The sequence below is a fragment of the Nocardia sp. NBC_01377 genome (assembly GCF_045040005.1).
In the GTDB taxonomy this organism is placed as follows: Bacteria; Actinomycetota; Actinomycetes; order Mycobacteriales; family Mycobacteriaceae; genus Nocardia; species Nocardia noduli.
Genome location: NZ_CP109566.1, coordinates 8,243,888 through 8,263,658, shown reverse-complemented (window position 1 = coordinate 8,263,658; position 19,771 = coordinate 8,243,888). Strand labels below are relative to the sequence as shown.

At 67.7% G+C, this 19,771-nt stretch carries 18 protein-coding genes; 8 read left to right on the top strand and 10 right to left on the bottom strand.

Annotated elements, in window-relative coordinates; all coding sequences use genetic code 11:
* Positions 1–44 precede the first annotated feature (44 nt).
* The 4 genes from OG225_RS38060 to pdxH form a co-directional block, all read right to left on the bottom strand.
* The gene (locus OG225_RS38060; protein ID WP_216912129.1) at positions 45–404 is read right to left on the bottom strand and encodes an FKBP-type peptidyl-prolyl cis-trans isomerase; all 360 of its coding nucleotides are present in this window, start codon (positions 402–404) and stop codon (positions 45–47) included.
* Between the two features lie 61 nt (positions 405–465).
* Positions 466–1,770 carry a citrate synthase gene (locus tag OG225_RS38055; RefSeq protein WP_405179501.1) on the bottom strand — a complete coding sequence of 435 codons (1,305 nt, stop codon included), beginning with the start codon at positions 1,768–1,770 and terminating at the stop codon, positions 466–468.
* 210 nt (positions 1,771–1,980) lie between these two features.
* Positions 1,981–3,276, bottom strand: a complete 1,296-nt coding sequence (locus tag OG225_RS38050; protein ID WP_405179500.1) for an MFS transporter — start codon at positions 3,274–3,276, stop codon at positions 1,981–1,983.
* Between the two features lie 71 nt (positions 3,277–3,347).
* A complete protein-coding gene (gene pdxH, locus OG225_RS38045) occupies positions 3,348–4,076 on the bottom strand; it encodes a pyridoxamine 5'-phosphate oxidase (RefSeq protein ID WP_405179499.1) in 729 nt (242 codons plus the stop codon).
* 119 nt (positions 4,077–4,195) lie between these two features.
* On the opposite strand from pdxH, the gene OG225_RS38040 reads away from it, so the two are divergent.
* Entirely contained in the window at positions 4,196–5,344 is a 1,149-nt protein-coding gene (locus OG225_RS38040; RefSeq protein ID WP_405179498.1) for a citrate synthase 2, read from the top strand.
* A 157-nt stretch (positions 5,345–5,501) separates the two neighbouring features.
* Here OG225_RS38040 and OG225_RS38035 read toward each other — a convergent pair whose 3' ends face one another.
* A complete protein-coding gene (locus tag OG225_RS38035) occupies positions 5,502–6,173 on the bottom strand; it encodes a hypothetical protein (RefSeq protein ID WP_405179497.1) in 672 nt (223 codons plus the stop codon).
* A gap of 433 nt (positions 6,174–6,606) precedes the next feature.
* On the opposite strand from OG225_RS38035, the gene serC reads away from it, so the two are divergent.
* The 3 genes from serC to OG225_RS38020 all read left to right on the top strand — a co-directional run bounded on the left by serC (position 6,607) and on the right by OG225_RS38020 (position 10,312).
* Positions 6,607–7,731, top strand: coding sequence for a phosphoserine transaminase (gene serC / locus OG225_RS38030; protein ID WP_405179496.1), 1,125 nt, complete (start codon positions 6,607–6,609; stop codon positions 7,729–7,731).
* Positions 7,732–8,083: 352 nt separating this feature from the next.
* A complete protein-coding gene (sepH, locus tag OG225_RS38025) occupies positions 8,084–9,259 on the top strand; it encodes a septation protein SepH (RefSeq protein WP_405179495.1) in 1,176 nt (391 codons plus the stop codon).
* A gap of 297 nt (positions 9,260–9,556) precedes the next feature.
* Positions 9,557–10,312 (top strand): DUF6928 family protein, encoded by a 756-nt coding sequence (locus tag OG225_RS38020; RefSeq protein ID WP_405179494.1) that lies wholly within the window; start codon positions 9,557–9,559, stop codon positions 10,310–10,312.
* 13 nt (positions 10,313–10,325) lie between these two features.
* Here OG225_RS38020 and OG225_RS38015 read toward each other — a convergent pair whose 3' ends face one another.
* Positions 10,326–10,643, bottom strand: a complete 318-nt coding sequence (locus tag OG225_RS38015; RefSeq protein WP_405179493.1) for a DUF2537 domain-containing protein — start codon at positions 10,641–10,643, stop codon at positions 10,326–10,328.
* Positions 10,640–11,443 carry a TrmH family RNA methyltransferase gene (locus tag OG225_RS38010; RefSeq protein WP_405179492.1) on the bottom strand — a complete coding sequence of 268 codons (804 nt, stop codon included), beginning with the start codon at positions 11,441–11,443 and terminating at the stop codon, positions 10,640–10,642. Before OG225_RS38010 ends, OG225_RS38015 begins: the two co-directional genes overlap by 4 nt.
* A gap of 118 nt (positions 11,444–11,561) precedes the next feature.
* On the opposite strand from OG225_RS38010, the gene OG225_RS38005 reads away from it, so the two are divergent.
* Entirely contained in the window at positions 11,562–12,767 is a 1,206-nt protein-coding gene (locus OG225_RS38005; protein ID WP_405179491.1) for a GNAT family N-acetyltransferase, read from the top strand.
* Positions 12,768–12,831: 64 nt separating this feature from the next.
* Positions 12,832–13,242 carry a YccF domain-containing protein gene (locus tag OG225_RS38000; protein ID WP_109525283.1) on the top strand — a complete coding sequence of 137 codons (411 nt, stop codon included), beginning with the start codon at positions 12,832–12,834 and terminating at the stop codon, positions 13,240–13,242.
* 5 nt (positions 13,243–13,247) lie between these two features.
* Here OG225_RS38000 and OG225_RS37995 read toward each other — a convergent pair whose 3' ends face one another.
* Positions 13,248–13,685 carry a MarR family winged helix-turn-helix transcriptional regulator gene (locus OG225_RS37995; RefSeq protein ID WP_216912100.1) on the bottom strand — a complete coding sequence of 146 codons (438 nt, stop codon included), beginning with the start codon at positions 13,683–13,685 and terminating at the stop codon, positions 13,248–13,250.
* 63 nt (positions 13,686–13,748) lie between these two features.
* Here OG225_RS37995 and OG225_RS37990 point away from each other — a divergent pair, with 63 nt between their 5' ends.
* The gene (locus OG225_RS37990) at positions 13,749–13,988 is read left to right on the top strand and encodes a DUF2530 domain-containing protein (protein WP_405179490.1); all 240 of its coding nucleotides are present in this window, start codon (positions 13,749–13,751) and stop codon (positions 13,986–13,988) included.
* 12 nt (positions 13,989–14,000) lie between these two features.
* Here OG225_RS37990 and OG225_RS37985 read toward each other — a convergent pair whose 3' ends face one another.
* On the bottom strand, positions 14,001–16,055 hold the full coding sequence (locus OG225_RS37985) for a neutral/alkaline ceramidase (protein WP_405179489.1): 2,055 nt from the start codon (positions 16,053–16,055) through the stop codon (positions 14,001–14,003).
* Positions 16,056–16,180: 125 nt separating this feature from the next.
* On the opposite strand from OG225_RS37985, the gene OG225_RS37980 reads away from it, so the two are divergent.
* Positions 16,181–16,798 carry a TetR/AcrR family transcriptional regulator gene (locus tag OG225_RS37980; protein ID WP_405179488.1) on the top strand — a complete coding sequence of 206 codons (618 nt, stop codon included), beginning with the start codon at positions 16,181–16,183 and terminating at the stop codon, positions 16,796–16,798.
* On the opposite strand, the gene OG225_RS37975 is transcribed toward OG225_RS37980, so the two are convergent.
* Complete coding sequence (locus OG225_RS37975) at positions 16,783–19,770, bottom strand: sacsin N-terminal ATP-binding-like domain-containing protein (RefSeq protein ID WP_405179487.1); 2,988 nt, start codon at positions 19,768–19,770, stop codon at positions 16,783–16,785. The two genes, OG225_RS37980 and OG225_RS37975, sit on opposite strands and share 16 nt — an antisense overlap.
* Position 19,771 lies beyond the last annotated feature (1 nt).

The window sequence follows — 19,771 nt, the reverse complement described above, 5'->3', positions numbered from 1 at the left end:
GGCCCGTGCTCAACTGGGGAGCACGGGCCGTTCGGGTGCCGGGGTCAGGCGGCGTTGATCAGATCGATCACGAAGACCAGTGTCTTACCGGCCAGCTGGTGTCCCGCACCGGCCGGACCGTAGGCGAGCTCCGGCGGGATGGTCAGCTGGCGACGGCCGCCGACCTTCATGCCGGGGATGCCGTCCTGCCAGCCCTGGATCAGGCCGCGCAGCGGGAAGCTGATGGATTCCCCACGGCTCCAGGAGGAGTCGAATTCCTCGCCGGATTCGAATTCGACGCCCACGTAGTGCACCTCGACGGTGCCACCGGGTACGGCTTCCTTGCCTTCGCCCTCGATGATGTCCTTGATCACGAGTTCGCTGGGCGCGGGGCCTGCCTGGAATTCGATCTCCGGCTTGGTCATTCGGCTATCTCCTTCGATAGATGAGTGTGTGCGGAACTTGATCGTGTTCTGACGCCGGGTCTCAGCGGTTGTCGATACCGGCGTAATCGCGTGCGCCGTAACCGGTGTAGACCTGACGCGGGCGGCCGATCTTGAGCGGCTCGCTGTGCATTTCCCGCCAGTGCGCGATCCAGCCGGGGAGCCGGCCCATCGCGAACAGAACGGTGAACATGCGGGTCGGGAAACCCATCGCCTTGTAGATGACGCCGGTGTAGAAGTCGACGTTCGGGTACAGCTGACGGGAGACGAAGTACTCGTCGGTGAGCGCGGCTTCCTCGAGCGCCTGGGCGATATCGAAGAGTTCGTCGCCGCCGCCGAGTTTCTGCAGGATGTTGTCGGCGTGCTTCTTGGCGATCGCGGCGCGCGGGTCGTAGTTGCGGTAGACGCGGTGTCCGAAGCCCATGAGCTTCACCCCGTCTTCCTTGTTCTTGACCTTGCGGATGAACTCCTTGACGTCGCCGCCCTGGGCCTTGATGTCGTCGAGCATCTCCAGCACGGCCTGGTTGGCGCCGCCGTGCAGCGGACCCCACAGGGCGTTGATGCCGCCCGAGACCGAGGTGAACAGGTTCGCGTCCGACGAGCCGACCAGTCGCACGGTCGAGGTGGAGCAGTTCTGCTCGTGATCGGCGTGCAGGATGAGCAGCATGTCCAGCGCCGCGGCGACCTCGGGATCGACCTCGTACGGCTCGGCCGGGAACCCGAAGGTCATGCGCAGGAAGTTCTCGACCAGGCTCAGCGAGTTGTCCGGGTAGAGGAACGGCTGACCGACCGACTTCTTGTACGAGTAGGCCGCGATGGTCGGCAGCTTCGCCAGCAGTCGGATGGTCGATAGTTCGACCTGCTCGGGATCACGCGGGTCCAGCGAGTCCTGGTAGTACGCCGACAGGGCGTTCACCGCGGAGGAGAGCACCGGCATCGGGTGCGCGTTGCGCGGGAAGCCGTCGAAGAACCGCTTGAGATCCTCGTGCAGCAGGGTGTGCCTGCGGATCCGGTCGGTGAAATCGTCGAGCTGGGCCTGCGTCGGCAATTCACCGTAGATCAACAGGTAGCTGACCTCGATGAAGGTCGAGGTGCCCGCGAGCTGCTCGATCGGGTAGCCGCGGTAGCGCAGGATGCCCTGTTCACCGTCGATATAGGTGATCGCCGACTTGGTCGACGCGGTGTTGGTGAACCCGGGGTCGTAGGTGACGTACCCGGTGCCGGCCAGCATTTTGCCAAGATCGACGCCGTCGTTACCTTCGGAGGCTTGCGCGATCTTCATGGCGTATTCGCCACCGGGGTAGCTCAACACCGGCTTGGCGTCGTTGATGTGGTCTTTTTCGGGCACGGAAGGATCCCTCTCAGGCTAGGACCGTCGGCATCGAAGTGCGGTCGGCACGGCGGTGCGATTACCTAGACGCTAGTCGCTGTCCACGGGGCCCGACTACGAGGGTGCCCGCACGAGAACCTCACAAACACACTTCTCTCACGTGAGCATATTGCGTTATCGCGACGAGTGTGCTCTCGGATACGGCACGGCGTCACGGCTTCTCGGAGTTCACTCGATCCGCGTCTCGACCGGCTCCCGCCGAGGTGAGCGCGTCACCGTGTATCGGACGAAAGCCGGGAAGGCGAGGGCCGCGAGCACCACACCGATAACGACGAGAACGCCGCCGCCCGCCGCCGCGACCGCTGTACCCAGGCTCGCGGCGGCGAAACCGTGGGCAACATCACCGATGCGCGGCCCACCGGCGACGATGACGATGAAGACGCCCTGTAATCGGCCGCGCATCTCGTCGGTGGTCACCGCCTGGAGCATGGCGATGCGCAACGCAGCCGACACCATGTCGACCGCGCCGCCGAATGCCGAGCACGCCAGGGCGATCCACAGTCCGACACCGATCCCGAGGCCGTGCCCGGTCAAGCCGACCGCGGCCCCGAACCCGATCATCGCCACACCCCACAGCGTGATATAGACCACAACGGCCAGGCCCTGTCGCCGCACGTGGGAGATCCATCCGGAGAACACCCCGCCGAGCACCGCGCCGACGGACATGGACGCGAACAGCAGGCCCAGTGCCACGCCGCCCTCGGCCGGGTCGTGGAAGGTTTCGTGCGCGATCTGCGGGAACAGCGCCCTCGGCATACCGAACACCATCGCGATCACGTCGACGAGGAACGAGGCGAGCAGGATGCGCTGGGTCGCCAGGTAGACGAAACCGTCGAGCACGGCGCGCAATCCGGCGGTGCGCGCGTCACCGGTCGGCGGGATCGCGGGCAGTTTCCACACCGCCCAGATGGTGGCGAGCAGTGCGACGGCGTCGATCAGGTAGAGCGTGGAAAGGCCGACGACCGGGATGAGCACACCCGCGAGCACCGGTCCCGCGATCGCCCCGGTCTGCTGCACCGTCATGCTCAGCGCGCTCGCCGAGGCGAGGTGTTCGGTCGGAAGCAGGCGCGGGATCGCGGCGCTGCGGGTCGGCTGATTGACCGCGAACAGCGCCTGCTGGGCGGCGAACAGCACCAGGATTACCCAGACATTGTCCAGTCCGGCGGCGGCCTGGGCCCAGAAGGCGAGCGCGGTCAGGCCGGTGCCGAAATTGGTGATGAGCATCAGCCTGCGCCGGTCCATCACATCGGCGAGCGCACCGCCCCACAGGCCGAACACGATCAGCGGAACCAGGCCGAACAGGCCGGCCAACCCCACGTATCCGGAACTGCCGGTGATCTGGAACAACTGCTGCGGCACCGCGACCACCGCGAGCTGCGACCCGATGACGGTGACGATATTGCTGGTCCACAGCCGTCGGAAGTCCGGATAGCGCAGCGGGGTGGTGTCGGCGAGCAGTTTCACCGGCGGCAGCGTAGCGCCGTGGTCAGCGGCGCAGAAGGGTTGGGATCATCACAATCGTGAGGACACCGGATTCACGGCTGCAATCGGTCGACGATCTGCCGTCCCGCGTCGATGCGCACCCTGATCCGGTTGTGCAGCCTGCCGCGCCGTCCCTGCCAGAATTCGACTTCGTCGGGGCGCAGCAGATAGCCGCCCCACTGCGGCGGCACCGGAATATCGTCGACGTCGGCGAAGCGGGCGGTGGTCTCGGCCAGCACCCGGTCCATTTCGGCGCGTGAACCGATCGGCCGCGATTGGTGCGACGCCCACGCGCCGAGTTGGGAATCCCGTGGCCGCGACCGCCAGTACACGGAGGTCACCTCGTTCGGCACCTTGTCGACCGGTCCGCGCACATGGATCTGCCTGCCGAGCGCGGGCCACAGAAAAGTCGCGGCGGCGAACGGGATCTCGGCCAATTGGCCGCCCTTGGCCGAGTCGTAATTCGTGTAGAAAGTCACACCTTCGGGCGAGAGCCCTTTACACAGAACTGTTCGCGATACCGGGCGCGGCGATCCGCTCGCGAGCGAGACGGTGGCGAGCACCATCGCATTGGGTTCGGCGGCGCCGACCGCGGTCGCCTGTTCGATCCAATGGCGAAGCAGCGGCTCCCAGCCACCGGCCACCCAGGTCTCGTCCAGATCGGTGTCCTCACCACTGCCGAAATGGGCGACGCCGTAATCCACACGCATCGCGGCCAGATCGGCGGTCGCGGCATATTCCGCGGCTTGCCGACCGCGCGATAAATTGTCCAGGTCACGCATGGGCCAGACGTTACTCCGCGGTAGCAGCGAGCTAAGGTTTTGGTGATCGGCATGTGCTCGGCGAAAAGCACCCAATTCGGCGAGGAATCATGCGACCCGAAGTGCAAGGAGAGTCACACATGACTACCAGCCCCGCGGTTTCCGGCGGTAAGGCCGCCGTACCGAGCGATTTCGTCAGCGGCCTCGAGGGTGTGGTGGCATTCACCACCGATATCGCCGAGCCGGATAAGGACGGCGGGGCGCTGCGCTACCGCGGCGTCGACATCGAGGATCTGGTCGGCGGCCAGGTCACCTTCGGTGATGTGTGGGCACTGCTTGTCGACGGAGCATTCGGGCGCGGCCTGCCGCCCGCCGAACCTTTCCCGCTGCCGGTGCACACCGGCGACGTGCGCGTCGACGTGCAGGCCGGTTTGGCCATGCTCGCCCCGATCTGGGGATACCAGCCATTACTCGACATAGACGACGAGACCGCGCGCGAGAATCTGGCACGCGCCTCGGTCATGGCGCTGAGCTATGTCGCGCAGTCCGCGCGCGGTATCTACCAGCCCGCGGTCCCGCAGAAGAAGATCGACGAATGCACCACGGTCACCGAGCGGTTCATGACCCGTTGGAAGGGTGACCCGGACCCCAAGCACACCGAGGCCATCGACGCCTACTGGGTTTCGGCCGCCGAACACGGCATGAATGCCTCCACCTTCACCGCCAGGGTCATCGCCTCCACCGGCGCCGATGTCGCGGCCTCGCTGTCCGGCGCGATCGGCGCGATGTCCGGCCCGCTGCACGGCGGCGCGCCCGCCCGCGTGCTCCCGATGATCGAAGACGTCGAGAAGTCCGGTGACGCGCGGGCTCTGGTCAAGGGCATCCTCGACCGCAAGGAGAAGCTGATGGGCTTCGGTCACCGGGTGTACCGGGCCGAGGATCCGCGCGCCCGCGTGCTGCGCGCCACCGCGCAGCGTCTGGACGCCCCGCGCTTCGAGGTCGCCGCGGCCCTGGAGCAGGCGGCGCTGGCCGAGCTTCGTGAACGTCGTCCCGACCGCGCCATCGAGACCAACGTCGAATTCTGGGCCGCGGTGATCCTCGACTTCGCCGAGGTGCCCGCCCACATGATGCCCGCCATGTTCACCTGCGGCCGGACCGCGGGCTGGTGCGCGCACATCCTCGAGCAGAAGCAACTCGGCAAACTGGTACGCCCGGCGGCGATCTACACCGGTCCCGATCCGCGCCGCCCGGAGGACGTCGCGGGCTGGGCGACCATCACGCACGCCTGAGACACCGATCCGAACCACCCGCGCGAGCCGGGCGTCGATAGGAGAGCGAGAACTCTCCGCGACGCCCGGCTCGTGGTCTGTCGTACGGGCCTACTGCCTCACGACGCCGGTCGATCACCGAGGAACGGCCGAACCTCCGGTAACCGGGCCTCCGCGCCTACCGTTCGCCCAGTGACGCCGTCCAGTCGACGGCGACGGATTCGCCGCGATCGACGGTGAAGAACGCGACTTCGAGATGTTGTCCCAGGTCGACCAGGCCGATGGCGGCCAGCGGAACCGGCTGGATCAGACGCACCCGCCACGGCGTCGGCTCGTCCCACGCCCGCAGTTCCAGGTCGAGCCGGAGCACCGGATCGTCGATGCCGGAATAGTCGGCGGCCACGGGTGCTGCGGCGAGTACGGTGGCGTCGGCCCGGCGGCCGTCGGCGAGGGTCTTGGCGACGCTGACCCGCCGCACCTTCCCGATCTCGGGCAGGTAGAGCACCAGCCGATCCCGATCGCCCGGGTCGACACGACAGCGGACCACATCGCCCGCCTGCGCCCATTTCAGATCTTCCGCGCGCATCCGCTGCCTGACGCGGGTCTCGTACGGCGCGACGCCGTCGACGACCACGCGCACCAGGAACACGTGCCCGCCCTCACCGTCGGCCGCGCCCGGTAGTTCGAAACCCGCGACCGTCGAACCGCGGCGAACGCCGAGGACGGTCGCCACCCCTTCGGTGCCACGCAGCAGGAGTTCGCGCCGCGCCGCCCCGGACAGAGCGCCTGCCCGCGACCCCCGATTCCGCGACCGCGCACGCCACTCCGAGCCCATCGACGCGATACTCATGCCCGCACCCGGCCCACCCTGTGCTCGCTCATGACGGCCTACGTTAGCCGCACTGTGGTACACGACACACCGATAGCGCGTTGGGCTGCTCCGGCGAGGGCGTGTCGCGTTGACACAGAGCGCATCGAGGGGTCTCCCCGGACCGCCGTCGACGCCCGAGATCCGGCGCGACGACAGAATTTCCCGGATTGTGAAAACAAACACAGGTGTCACCCCCGACAACTCCCGCACCACTCGTACGGGCAGTCACTGCCGCCCCTGGCGCATCGCTGGCAAACCCGTCGGACATCGGGAAGGCGTCGGCCTCGCGCGGCATCGCGCGGCGCCGTGATCCACGACCACGCGACCGACCCGGCGATTCGCGTCAGCAACGTGTCCGCAACCTCCACACCCCCTACGGCCCGCAGGTCCGGCACGCTTTAGGCTTGTTCGCATGACCACTGCGTTCCCGACGATCCCCGACGACCTCAAGCCCGCCGACGGACGGTTCGGCTGCGGCCCCTCCAAAGTTCGCCCCGAGCAGTTGCAGTCCCTGGTGAACGTCGGCGCCTCGGTGTTCGGAACCTCGCACCGGCAGAAGCCGGTGAAAGACGTGGTCGCGCGCGTGCGCGGCGGCCTGCGCGAACTGTTCTCACTGCCCGACGGTTACGAGGTCGTCCTCGGCAACGGCGGCACCACCGCGTTCTGGGACGCCGCCGCCTTCGGTCTGATCCGCGAGCGTTCGCTGCACCTCACCAACGGTGAGTTCTCCAGCAAATTCGCCGCCGTCGCCAAGGGCAATCCGTTCATCGGCGACCCGATCGTGGTGTCGTCGGAGCCGGGCAGCGCACCGGAGCCGGTATCGGATCCGTCGGCCGACCTCATCGGCTGGGCGCACAACGAAACCTCGACCGGCGTCTCCATTCCGGTGCAGCGTCCCGCCGGTTCGGGTGACGCGCTGATCGCCATCGACGCCACCTCGGGCGCTGGCGGTCTCCCGGTCAACATCACCGATGCCGACGTCTACTACTTCGCCCCGCAGAAATGCTTCGCCGCCGACGGTGGCCTGTGGGTGGCGCTGATGAGCCCGGCCGCGCTGGCCCGGGTCGAGGAGATCAAGGCATCGGGTCGCTGGACCCCGGAATTCCTGTCGCTGCCGATCGCCATCGACAACAGCACCAAGGACCAGACCTACAACACGCCCGCGCTCGCGACACTGTTGCTTTTCGCCGATCAAATCGAATGGCTCAACGGCAACGGCGGCCTGGATTGGGCGGTCAAGCGCACATTGGATTCGTCCTCGCGGCTGTATTCGTGGGCCGAGTCGAGCGAATTCGCCACGCCGTACGTAGCGGATCCGACACACCGTTCACAGGTCGTCGGAACCATTGATTTCGCCGATTCCGTAGACGCCGCCGCGGTCGCGAAGGTACTGCGCGCCAACGGGATCGTCGATACCGAGCCTTATCGCAAACTGGGCCGCAACCAGTTGCGCGTCGGCATGTTCCCCGCGATCGACCCCGAAGACGTGAGCCTTCTTACGCGTAGCATCGACTGGGTCGTCGAGAAACTGGTCTGATAACCGGAATAAGAAAATCCGGTAGCCGCTACAAATCAGCAAACCCCGGGCCGCGAGGACAACTCCGGATTCGAATCCCACGGTAATCGAGTTCGCGAGTGTCGCTCGTGGCCCGGTTTTCACATTTCCGGTCCATCTTTCCGGTCCCGCGGTCATGAAAAGTGGCCGCTTCGAACGGAATCGGAGGGTCGCGCGCAGTCGCGGCAAACCGAGACGAACAGAGCAGACTAGCGGTTCCGAAGGCCTGTCCGCAGATTTTCGGCCCGCGTGTCTTGCCTCGAGATCAGCGACTGTGCACTACTGTTTCGAAACAGTGGGCGGTGTCGCGAGCCGACGCGATAAGGAGGCAGTGGTGCGTGAACTTCGAGTGATCGGGGTGACGCCCGACTCCACGCACATCGTGTGCATCGACCCAGAGTCAGGAACCAAGTACCGGTTGCCCGCCGACGACAAACTTCGCGCGGCGGCACGTGGAGACCTCGCTCGATTCGGCCAGATCGAGATCGAAATGGAAGCGACCATGCGTCCACGAGATATCCAGGCCCGTATACGAGCCGGTGCCTCCGTGGATCAGGTCACCGCGGAATCCGGGATGCCGATGAGCCGCGTCGAGCGTTTCGCGTACCCGGTTCTGCTGGAGCGGGCCCGCGCGGCCGAATTGGCGCAGAAGGCACATCCGGTACGCACCGACGGTCCCGCCGTGGAAACGCTCATCGATATCGTCACCGCCGCTTTCACCGAGCGCGGGCACACCCTCGAGAATGCCGAATGGGATGCCTGGAAGGACGAGAAGGGTTTCTGGGTCGCCCAGTTGCAGTGGCAGAACGGGCGTTCCGAGATCGCCGCGCACTGGCGCTACCAACCGGACGCCCACGGCGGTTCGGTCTCTCCGCTCGATGATCCCGCCTCGGATCTGATCGACCCGGATTTCGGTCGCGCGCTGCGCGGTCTGGCGTCCATCCTGCCCGCGCAGTCCGAGTTGGAGGCGCCGTCCGCGCCCGAACCGGTCATCGAGTCGACACGTCCGCCGCGCGAAAGCACCGCGACGCCCGCGCGTCCGGCGCCGAGGCCCGCGATGGACGAGTACTACGAGCGGCGTGCCGTCGCGGCGGGCGGTTCGCCCGCGGCGATTCCGGCGGCGAACGGTTCGGGTACCGGGTCGGCCGCCGCGGTGCCCGCCGCGAACGGTTCCGGCCCGAAGGCGCCCGCCGCCACCGCACCCGCGACGAACGGTTCGGTTCCCGCGGCCACCGCACCCGCCACCAACGGTTCCGCCACTACTGTCGCGGGCTCGCCCACAACGGCTCCCCCGGCTGCCCCCGCCGCCGCGACGACGCCTGCGGCGAGCACACCGGCTCCCCCGGCTGCCGCCCCCGCGGCGTCCGCGCCGCCGCAGCCGCCCGCCGAGGACCCGGCCAAACCCGCCGCCAAACCCGCACCGGCGAAAACCAATCGGAACAAGCGCGGCAAGGCTCCGATGCCGTCCTGGGAAGACGTCCTGCTCGGCGTCCGCAGCTCCGGTCACTGAGTACGGCCCACGCGCGGTGGGTGTCGGCCGGATTCGGTCACATCCACCGCATACCGTGATCGAGTTTGCCAGCGAGCCGCTCGGGTTGCTGGAAGTGGCGAATCGCGAAAATCTGGGGCCCGCTGGCGTGTTCGGTAGCCGAAGCCGTGCGGTCGGGCCCTTCTTGCGCGTAGATTTCTCGGTGTCGTCGGTGTTGACGTCGGCGCGGGCAGTTCGCGGTGACGCCGAGTAGGCGACAACACGCTAGTTTGCTAGAAGTTCGCGGAGCTATTTCTCGCAATTCGGGAGGTGCCGGAAATGCTGTCCAAAGCTTCTTCCCTCTGGTACGTCGACGCACCGGACCCGACGGCGGTGCTCCGCGCGAACCACGACCCCGATCCGGATGCCGCGCTGGCACTGGCCACACAGCTCTACGCCGACCACGATGTCGTGCCGGGCATGGTCGGTACCCTCGGCGCCTGCGCGGGCCCGGACCGGGGCGAGGTCTACATCGGCTGCTATCCCGGCGTCACCGTGGTGTGCTCGCCCCAATCCGCCCAGGTGTACCCGACAACGCTGCCGGACCTGCTGGTCCGCCCGCTGGCCTCGGAGCACACCTACCTCGTCGCCTTCGACACCGCGCACGGCTGGGGCGCGTACGCGCAGTGGGAGCGTGGCGAATTCCGCCGGGCCTTCAGCGCGACCCGGGTGAACATCCTCGAAGACGAGGGCCTGCCACGGGTCTGGGAGCGCCCGTTCTGGGCGGGCGAACACCCCGTCGACTGGCAGCCGGGAGAAATGCCCGACCCGCAGGCCCTTCCGTTCGACCCACCCGATTTCGCGGACGCGGCGAACAACCAATGGCTCGGTTTCCACTACCGCGCGGGCGCCGAGAACGAGTCGGCGCTCTCACCGGGTGATATCTCGGTCTGCGGTTTCACCCTGCTCCCGAAGGGGCATCAGACAAATCCGGCCGAGGTCATCCCGGCCCCGCGGCGTGCCGTCGACGGAACGGCAAGGCGTCGTGGGATTTTCGGCTGGCTCGGCGGCGACCGGGTGTCCCAGCACGAGTGAGCAGGTCCCGGACCTAGAGTGCCGACAGACCCGTGACGACGAGCGCGAACCACGCGAGCACCACGCCCACCGCGACACCCGCGATGACCCAGCGGGTGACCGGGGTGGTGCGCCAGCGCCACGCGGTGGGCGCGGCTCCACCCGCCGCGACGAGATTGACGAGTACCGACAGGACGGGGTGTACGCGGGCCAACGCCTCGCCGAACGAATAGACGGCAGCGGCGGACAGCACGGCGACCATGACCGCGACCGTGATTCCCGCCGCCCACGGGGTCGGATCGCGGTACTCCGGATAGGGCCGATAGGGCTCGTAGGCCCCTCTGTCGTTCACGACAACCTCACTCGTTCATAGAACGCCATCGCGGCGGCCGTCGCCACATTGAGCGAATCGGTGCCGGGCGACATCGGGATCCTGGCCCGGATATCGGTGGCGGCCATCGCCTCCTCGGACAGCCCCGGCCCTTCCGCGCCGAGCAGCAGCGCCACCCGTTGCCCGGTCATGGCGGTCGCGAGATTCACCGCCGCCGGGTTCGGGGTGAGCGCGATGATCTGGAACCCCCCGGCGCGAAGTAGTTCCAGCCCATCCGGCCAGGTCGGCAATTGCGCGAACGGCACCCGCAGCACATGCCCCATCGAGACCCGGACCGCACGCCGGTAGAGCGGGTCCGCGCAGCGATCCCCGAACAGGATCGCGTCCGCGCCCAATCCGGCCGCGTTGCGGAACATCGAGCCCAGATTCTCGTGGTCGTTGATACCTTCCAGCACCGCCACGGTCCGCGCCGTGGCGAGCACCTCGTCCACGCGCAACGCCTCCGGCCTCGGCGCGACCGCGAGCACCCCGCGATTCAAATGGAATCCGACGACCTCGGCCATCACCTCGGGATCGGCCCGGTAGTACGGCACGTCGACATCCGCGAGATCCTCGGCCAACTGCTCGTAACGCTTCCCCACACCGAGCAGCGCGCTCGGCCGGAACCGCGATTCGAGCATCCGCTGCACGACCACCACCCCCTCGGCGATCACCAGCCCCTTGCGGCCGGGCAGATCCGGTCTGCGGTCCGCGGAGGACAGATCACGGAAGTCGTCCACCCTCCCGTCTGCGGGATCCTCGATATCGATCACTTCGGCCACCGCTACATCCTGCCGGGCCCGCTCACCCGTCGTGCCGCAGGTCCTGTCGCGGCCCCGCGACGCGCCAGGACGCGATAATCACGTGCCCGGCCGGGACCGCGCGTGGCATGGTCGTGGCATGACTCTGGTTTCCGGAATCACCATCCGCTCGGCTACCGAGAACGATGAGGCCGGGATCGCGCTGCTCGCTTCGGTGTCGTTCGGATTCGGGTACGAACCGCCGGAGCGGCGGCAGTCGGCGCCGATCTTCCCGCTGGAGGGCTCGCTGGTCGCCGTCGAAGGTGAGCGCGTGGTCGGTCACAGCGCGTCGATGGGGATGACGTTGACGGTTCCCGGTGAACGGACCGTCCCCGCCTGCGGAATCTCGGCGGTCGGGGTGGCGCCGACGCATCGGCGGCGCGGAATTCTGCGGGCCTTGTACACCGAACAGCACCGGCGGACCGAGGCGGCGGGACTGCCCGTCACCATCTTCACGGCGAGCCGCGCGACCATCTACGGACGTTTCGGCTACGCGCCGACAGTCCGGCACAACGCGATCACCATCGATCGGCGATTCGCCGAATTCCTGCCGAGCGCACCCGACCCGGGCGGGGTCACGGTGGAGGTACCGCAGAACGTCACCGAGCAGGTGAAGTCGATCTACGACCGGTGGCGCAGGCAGACGCCGGGAGCGCAGCTGCGCCCGGAAACGAGTTGGGCGCAGCGGTTCTCCGATCCGCCGCAATGGCGCGAAGGCGAGACGACCTTCTTCGCGCTGCTGCACGCCGACGGTTACGCGCTGTATCGCTACCACCGCGGGGGCCAGTACACGAACGTCCGTGTGCTCGAATTCCGCGCGGTCACCTCCGACGCGCACGCCGCACTGTGGCGGGCTCTGCTCGGGTTGGACATCGTGACCCGCATCGAGGCGGAAATCTCCGACAACGACCCGCTGCCCTATCTGCTGACGAATTCGCGTCTGGTGACCACCCACGACCGCACCGACAGCCTGTGGATGCGTCTGATGGACGTGCCCGCCGCGCTCACCGCCCGCGCCTACCGGGGCGATCTCGACGTGGTACTCGCGGTCACCGATCCGTTCCGGGACGCGGGCGGGGTCTTCGCGCTGCGCGTACGCGACGGCGAAGCCGAATGCGCGCCGACCGGCCGGACACCCGATATCGAACTCGGCATCGATGTCCTGGGCGGGCTCTACCTCGGGGCCTACCCGGCGCGGGCCTTCGCGGCGGCGAATCGCTTGCGATTCAAGGACACCGATCGGGTGCGAGCGCTGGATGCGGCGTTCGCGTCCGAGCGTGACGCCGAACTCGGCTGGTTCTTCTGAACACGGCGGGAACCGCCGGGAGCAGCGCGGAGCGCGGCGGCGATTTCGCCGTACCCTGGATCCTATGAAGCCGATTCAGCTGGTCCTCAATATCCTGTGGCTCATCTTCGCCGGATTCTGGATGGCGCTGGGCTACATTCTGGCCGGTATCATCTGCTTCCTGCTGTTCTTCCTGGTCGTGCCCATCCCGTTCGGGATCGCCTCGTTCCGGATCGCCGGATACGTGCTGTGGCCGTTCGGGCGCACAACGGTCGACAAACCGGGTGCGGGCACCGGGTCCATGCTCGGCAACATCATCTGGTTCATCTTCGCCGGGTGGTGGCTGGCGCTGGGACATCTGCTCACCAGCATTCCGCTGTTCGTGTCGATCATCGGAATCCCGTTCGGCTGGGCGAATCTCAAATTCATCCCGCTGTCGCTGTTCCCGCTCGGCAAGGACATCGTCGAGAGCGATCAGGCCTTCGGCGGGCGCTGATCGCGCTACTCCGATTCCGTGACGATCTGCTTCATGATCCCGACCGCCTGGGTCAACACCACCAGTTGATCGTCGGTGAGGGTGGAGAGCTGTTCGGTCATCCAGGCTTCGCGCGCGCTCGCCTCGTCGGCGATGAGCGCGCGGCCCGCGGGTGAGAGCGAGACGATGATCTGCCTGCCGTCGGTCGGATGCGGTTTGCGCACGACCAGGTCCAGATCCGTCAGCGACGCGATGACCCTGGTCATCGACGGCGGCTGGACTCGTTCCTTCGCGGCCAGCGCCCCCGGTGTCATGGCGCCGTCCCGATTCAGGGTGGCGAGCGCGGAAAGTTGGGTCAGCGAAATCTGTGCGTCGGCGCGCCGACCCCGCAAATGTCGCGTCAGCCGAACCACCGCCAGTGAGAGTTCACCGGCGAGAGCTCGAACATCCGATGGCGTTGTCACAGACCGAAACGATACGGGACCGGCCGACGGGGGGACGCCGGTTCCCGACGCTAGGCTGGGGCGGTGCCCCCCGAAGTCCCGCAGATCCCGCCGCGCCTGACCGACCCGCGTCCCGTGCTCGCGGTCGGCAGCGCCCTGTGGTTGATCGCCACGATCGTGGTGTTCGCAGGCGGTGACCAGTGGGAATCGGCGCGTCCGGTGTGCCTGATGGGGTTGGCCGTCGGACTGCTCGGCACCACGATCTTCCTGATCCAGCGCCGCGGCGCTCGTCGCGGTGACAAGGGCGCGCAGACCGGGCTGTAGTGCCGCCCAGGCTCAGCCGATCTCGAATTCGTCGCTGATTCCGGTGAAGGGGCGCAGGGTCGCGTCGGTGCCGAGCGCGTCGGCGAAATGCACGAATCGGTAGCGTCCCGATTCGACCTCACCGGGGATGTCCCAGGTGAACCCGGCCACCGATTCGGCCGCCGCCCGCTTGCTCCAGTGGTAGCGCACCGCCCACTCCCCTTCGTTCGCGACGCGCGTCCAGCCACCGGACGCGGTGCGCCGCTGCACTTCCAGGAAGGTGGCGTTGCGCCGCGGATTGTGTTTCGGGTGCGCGGAGACGAATTCCACCGCCGCCCGCTCGCCACGCCGATAGGCGGCGGCCGGTTGGCTCAGCACATCGCCGAAGGCGCGGCCAGGCGGCGTGGCGTCCGGCCCCGGAGCGGGCACGAAATTCGGTTGCATATTCGAGATGTCGCGCGGTGCGGGCCCGCGATCGATCGTCGCGCGGGCCGCGAAAGCGGTTGCCAGCCTGGTGAATTCCTGGAGGTAGGCGGGAAGTGTGTAGCGGCCGAACAGAGTCGAGCCGCCTTCGTACTGCTGCGCGTCGTATTCCTCTGGTGTGGTGACGTATTCGTGGTAGGCGTTGGCGTAGCCCTGCATGAGCACCTGCTCCTGGTCGACGCCGAGCGCCGCCGCGACCGCGCGCCGGATACGCAGGCCCGCGACGATGGTGAACTCGCCGCCACCACCCGCCAGATAGAGCTCGCCGATGCGCATGATCTGGATCGGCACCACATTCGGCACCCACGGCGCGGGCGGCAGCAGACCGAGCGGCGCGACGATCGCCTTGGGCGCCTGGGCATCCGCGAGCCAGGCAGGCGCGGGCGCGGTCGGATCGCCGATGGCCTCGAGGAACGGATTGCGCACGCCCTCGGGAATCGGCAGGCCGGGCAGACCCGGACCATCCTCCACACTGCCCGCGATCAGGGCGACGCCCGCGGCGGCGGGCGCGGTGTGGCCCGATCTGCCGTCCGGGGTGAAACGTCCGTCGACGGCGATATCGGCGAGGTCGATGTAGCACAGCAGCGCGTCCACCGGACCGGCCATCGACCGGGCCGATGCGAGGGCGTCCTTCGACGCCTCGTACTGCCGCTCACCGATGATGCGGGTGTTCTCGAACTCGTCCTCGGTCGGGCCGGAGGTGGGGCGCAGATTCAGATTGGGGGACATGTCGCCCGCGTTGGTCTGGGCGAAGGCCGCGATGAAATCCGGTGCGCCGTCCAGGTATCGGATGCCGTGGTCGATTTGTTCGTGCGCGAAGGAAGCGTACCCCTTGTTGTCGGAGCTGATGAGGCGATTCGAATTGCTCATCGACGTGTTGTGCGTGGCGTACCAGGTGATCGCGCCGACTCGCTTGCCGCCCTTGACGATCGACAGCGCGGTCACAGCGGGGTCGATGGCATCGGGGAAATATCGCCGGTCCGATTCCGGATTGCGGTCGAAGGCGATCCTGGAGCGGTTCACGCTCGCGTTGTGCAATTCGGCGCGGCCGAGCGCGAGTGTCGCGGGTCCCAGATCGGCGTGCGCCGCCTCGATCGCCTCGACGATACCGTTCACCTCGGCGTCGTAAACCTGTTGCTGGAAACCGAGAATGGACAGGTTGTAGGCGTAGTCGTGACTGGAGCCGCCGCAGGTGGCGTGCGAATGCGTCGAGGTCAGCATGACGTTCCGCTCGGTGTACAGATCACCGAATCGGCGCGCGAGTACCCGCATGACGCCGCGGTGCACCGACTGGAAGATCATGCCGTTCTCGGCGACGACGTAGACGATCCGTCGGCCTGACGCCTCGATGACGAAGGCGCGGGCGCGCGGGCGCAAATGGATTCCGGCGGTGGTCTGTTCCAACTGCGAGTAGCCCATCATCCCGCATTCGGCGGCCGGGCCGGTGAGATCGGAGATGCCGAGTCCGATTCGATAGGCCTCCGTCGCGGGGGTGGCCGTCGCTGTCGCGCCGAACATCTCGGTCGCGCCGGGCAGAGCGACCGCGGCAAGGGTAGCCGAACCCGCGACGGTGCGGGCCAGAACGGTTCTGCGTGACACAGGCATACGCGTCTCCTTCATCCGGATGGCAGCGAACCACATAACTGGACAAACGTCCAGTCGAGATTTCTGGTCACGGCGAATTGACTGCGCGCGCGCCGGACGCTTAACTCGCACAGGTGTCCTCCCGATTGAGCGTCGAAGAACGACGGGCCCACCTTATCGAGGCGGCGATCGGCCTTGCCGAGAAAAAGGGCGTTGCCGGTGTGACCACGCGCGATGTGGCTCAGGCGGCAGGCGTTTCGCTCGGTGTGGTGCATTACTGTTTCGAAAACAAGGACGCGCTGATGACCGAGCTGGTCAAAGCGCTATCGATGGAATTACGCGATTCCGTCGACGCCGATGAAACGGTATGGCAGGACGCGGGAAGTGGAAAAGAAGCGCTTCAAAGATTGGTGCGCGCGGGACTCGAACTCATGTGGCTCAACATTGAAGCCACACCGGAACGACAACTACTCACCTACGAAACCACCACTTACGCATTGCGCGAAGGGGAACAGACCCCGGCGAAAATCGCTATCGCGCGCGAACAGTACACATTCAACGATTCGACCGTGGCCGATATTCTCGATCACGCGCGCGAAGCCACCTCGACCCAGTGGACGGCCCCGATACCGACACTGAGCCGATTCACCCTCAATGTCATCGACGGGGCCGTGCTGCGCTGGCTGGTGGACAACGACAGCGAAGCGGTGCGCGAACAGTTGGATCTGCTCAGCGGCATGCTCGCGAGTTATTCCACGGCGTAGGGATTCTCGTCGGCCGATGACACGGTGCGCGGGACGCTCAGGTGGGTGGTCGCGCCATCGCGCCACCAGGGCACCGAGATCGTCGCGGTCACCGCGCCGGACAGGCGAACGGTCAGATCGTCGTGGACGACCAGTTCGCCGTCCTGCGGCGGCAGCGTGAACAGCTGGCGCAGCACGACACCGAGCGGTTCGGCCGACCAGGAGGTGCGGCGACCCGCACCGACCACCTCCGCGGTCACCGACTCCGAGACCAAGGGCAGATCGAGCAGTCGGGCCAGCGCGGATGCGCCGTCCGCACCGCCGAGCACCAGCCGCCGTGACGGCACGACCAGACCGAACCACGGCAGGTCGAGCACCATGACATCGGCAGGGTCGGCGGCCTCGCCGGACAGGACGCGGACACGTTCGGGCAGGTCGAGATCGGACAGATCGAGGCGATCGTCGGCCACCGCCGCCGCGAGCAGACGATGCGCGTGCGCGACCACATCGGGAGCAGGGGTTTTCGACCGGTCGGCGAGCGCTTCGAGCAATGCCTCGGCCAGATCCGTCGTCATGGCGGCCGGGTCGACGAACACCGCGCGCAGACCGTCGAGATCGGCCTGTGTGAAACCGTCGAAGGTGAATTCCGGCAGCAGACCCGTGAATTCGGTATCGGCCGGATGCCGGTAGAGCCCGAGGCGGGTGCCGTGGATGCGCGCGTGCCTGCGCAACCACCAGGCGGTGTAGCCGTCCGGATCGGCCACGAGACGCCGCGTCTCCGGCTGGGAGACCAGTTCGAGTAGCGCGTCCGGCCAGGCGACCTCGTCCACCAGATCCAGATCGCGGACCGCGGCGAACTCCCTCGGATCCGTGGTCAGGGTGGCCCACCAGGATTCCTCGTCGTCCAGATCGTGATCGGGTCCGGTCGGATCGGATTCGACGACGACGGCGAAATCCCAGCCGACGCCGATCGCGCGCAGCGCCTGCGCGCCGTACCGGTCGACGATCTCCTCGGCGAGGGTGCCCAGCGGGGTGTCGTCGGGCAGCAGCGGGTACAGCGGCGCGCCCGGCAGCAGCAATTCGTCGGCGGGCCGCAGGTCGCCGTCGGTATCGGGTAATTCGAGCAGCCCCAGCCAGGACGGCAACAGTCGCGCCTCGGCACGCGCCGCGAGCGACAGGATCGCGTCGGCGATCTCCGGATCGTCCGGGTGATCCTCCAGCTCGGCGTGCAATCCGGGATCGTTCAGCAGATCTTCCGGCGTCGCGCTGCGCGCTCCCAGCCGGGCGAGCAGCGGATGCGCGGCCTCGGGATGGACCAGCCGCGCCCAATGCAGGGGAATCGCGACGTCGAGTCGATCACCGAGTACGACGGTGCGCGGACCCGTGACCACCCGGCCGTCGGCCAGCGGAACCGCGAGCGCCCCCAATTCCTCGGCCGCCAACGGATCGGCCACGAACGGTTCCAGGGCGTCGTACAGTCCACGCCACCAGTCCGGTTTCCGCTCCAGGCCGCCGGAGAGCTCGGCCAGCCGCGCCAGCCCCAGCCGATGCACGTCCAGCACCGCCAGCGCCTCGGTGTGCGCCGGTCGGGACAGTTCGGGAATCACCAGCGGGCCGACCATATCGTCGAGCAGAGCCGCGAGTTCCTGGCTCAGTCCGGTCAATACGCTGGCCCTTGTCGGGATGGCGGTGAAGTCGGGGGCGGTTCCGTTGTCGAACGCTTCAGGGTGGGCGGCGGTGGGCGGCTGGGTGTCCGTGCCGAAGGCGTGCCCATTGGCGCCGGGGGTGGTCGGCGGCGGTTCCGAGCCGGTGGGCTCAGGGGTGGGCAAGTCGAGGGGGTCCCAGTCGAATGTGGGCGCGGTGGGGCGGGGGGTGGTGGTGGCGACGGGGAGCCATGCATTGCTGCGCAGTTCGGCGATGACGGCCTCGCGGAGGAGGGCGTCGGCCTCGCCGCGCGCGAAACCGGGGGTGGGGACGAGGACGAGGCGGTCCAGGCGCGGCAGAGCCCTGGCGAAATCGGCGTATCCGGCGGCCAATTCGGCGATGCGGGCACCGGGCAGCAGCCGCCTGCGGTCGGGTTGCATCGGGATGTCGGCGACCAAAAGGGCGGGCAGCGACAGATCCTCGTCGGAGCGGGTCGGAGCGCGCAGCACGTCGTCGGCGGCGGCCACCGGCCTGCCCTTGCGGACGGGAACCAGCCAGCGGGCGGGGGCGGTGCGGAACTGCCACCAGATCCGTGGCGCTTCGCCGTCGACCGTGATCCGCAATTCCTGCAAGCCGTTGCCGAGATCGGTTACCGCACTGGTGATCTCGTCGTCACCGATCCGGATGCTTTGCAGCGCGGGCAGTTCGAGCAGCAGGTCGACCGCTTCGGCGCGCATGGACTCGACCAGCGCCCGCTCGTCCACCTCGTCACGCAACCGCAGCACGACCTCGGTGTCCGCGCCGGGCGCGGGCGGATCGGACAGCGGCCAGGTCAGGCGCAGGACCGGCGGCAGAAAACCGGGTTCGACATCGCCCGTACCCGGCGCGGTCTCACCGGGCATGCGAATCCCGTTGTCACTCAGCGCGACCCGGGTGCGTTCGCGCGAGAACGACAACGAGCCCGTGGTCGAGCGCAATTCGATGTCGTCGCTGACCGAGAGGACTGCGGTGAAACCGACACCGAACCGGCCGACCGATACGTCGGGATCAACTTTGCCGGAGACCCGCAGCGCCGTCAGCGAGTGCACGCCCTCGATATCGAGGGGCGCACCGGTATTGGTGATCCGGAGTGTCCGCCCGTCCAGGCGCACCGACACGCGGCCCGGCACCCCCGCCTCGGCCGCGGCGTCGGCGGCGTTCTGGGCGAGTTCGGTCAGCAGCCGGTCACGGTATCCGGAGCGAACCAGATCCGCCTCGGTCGCCGCGTCCTCGCGCAACCTGGTCGGCGAATCCCGCCACGCCGTCAGCACCGCCGACCTCAATCGCTCCGACCCGAACGGATCGGCCACC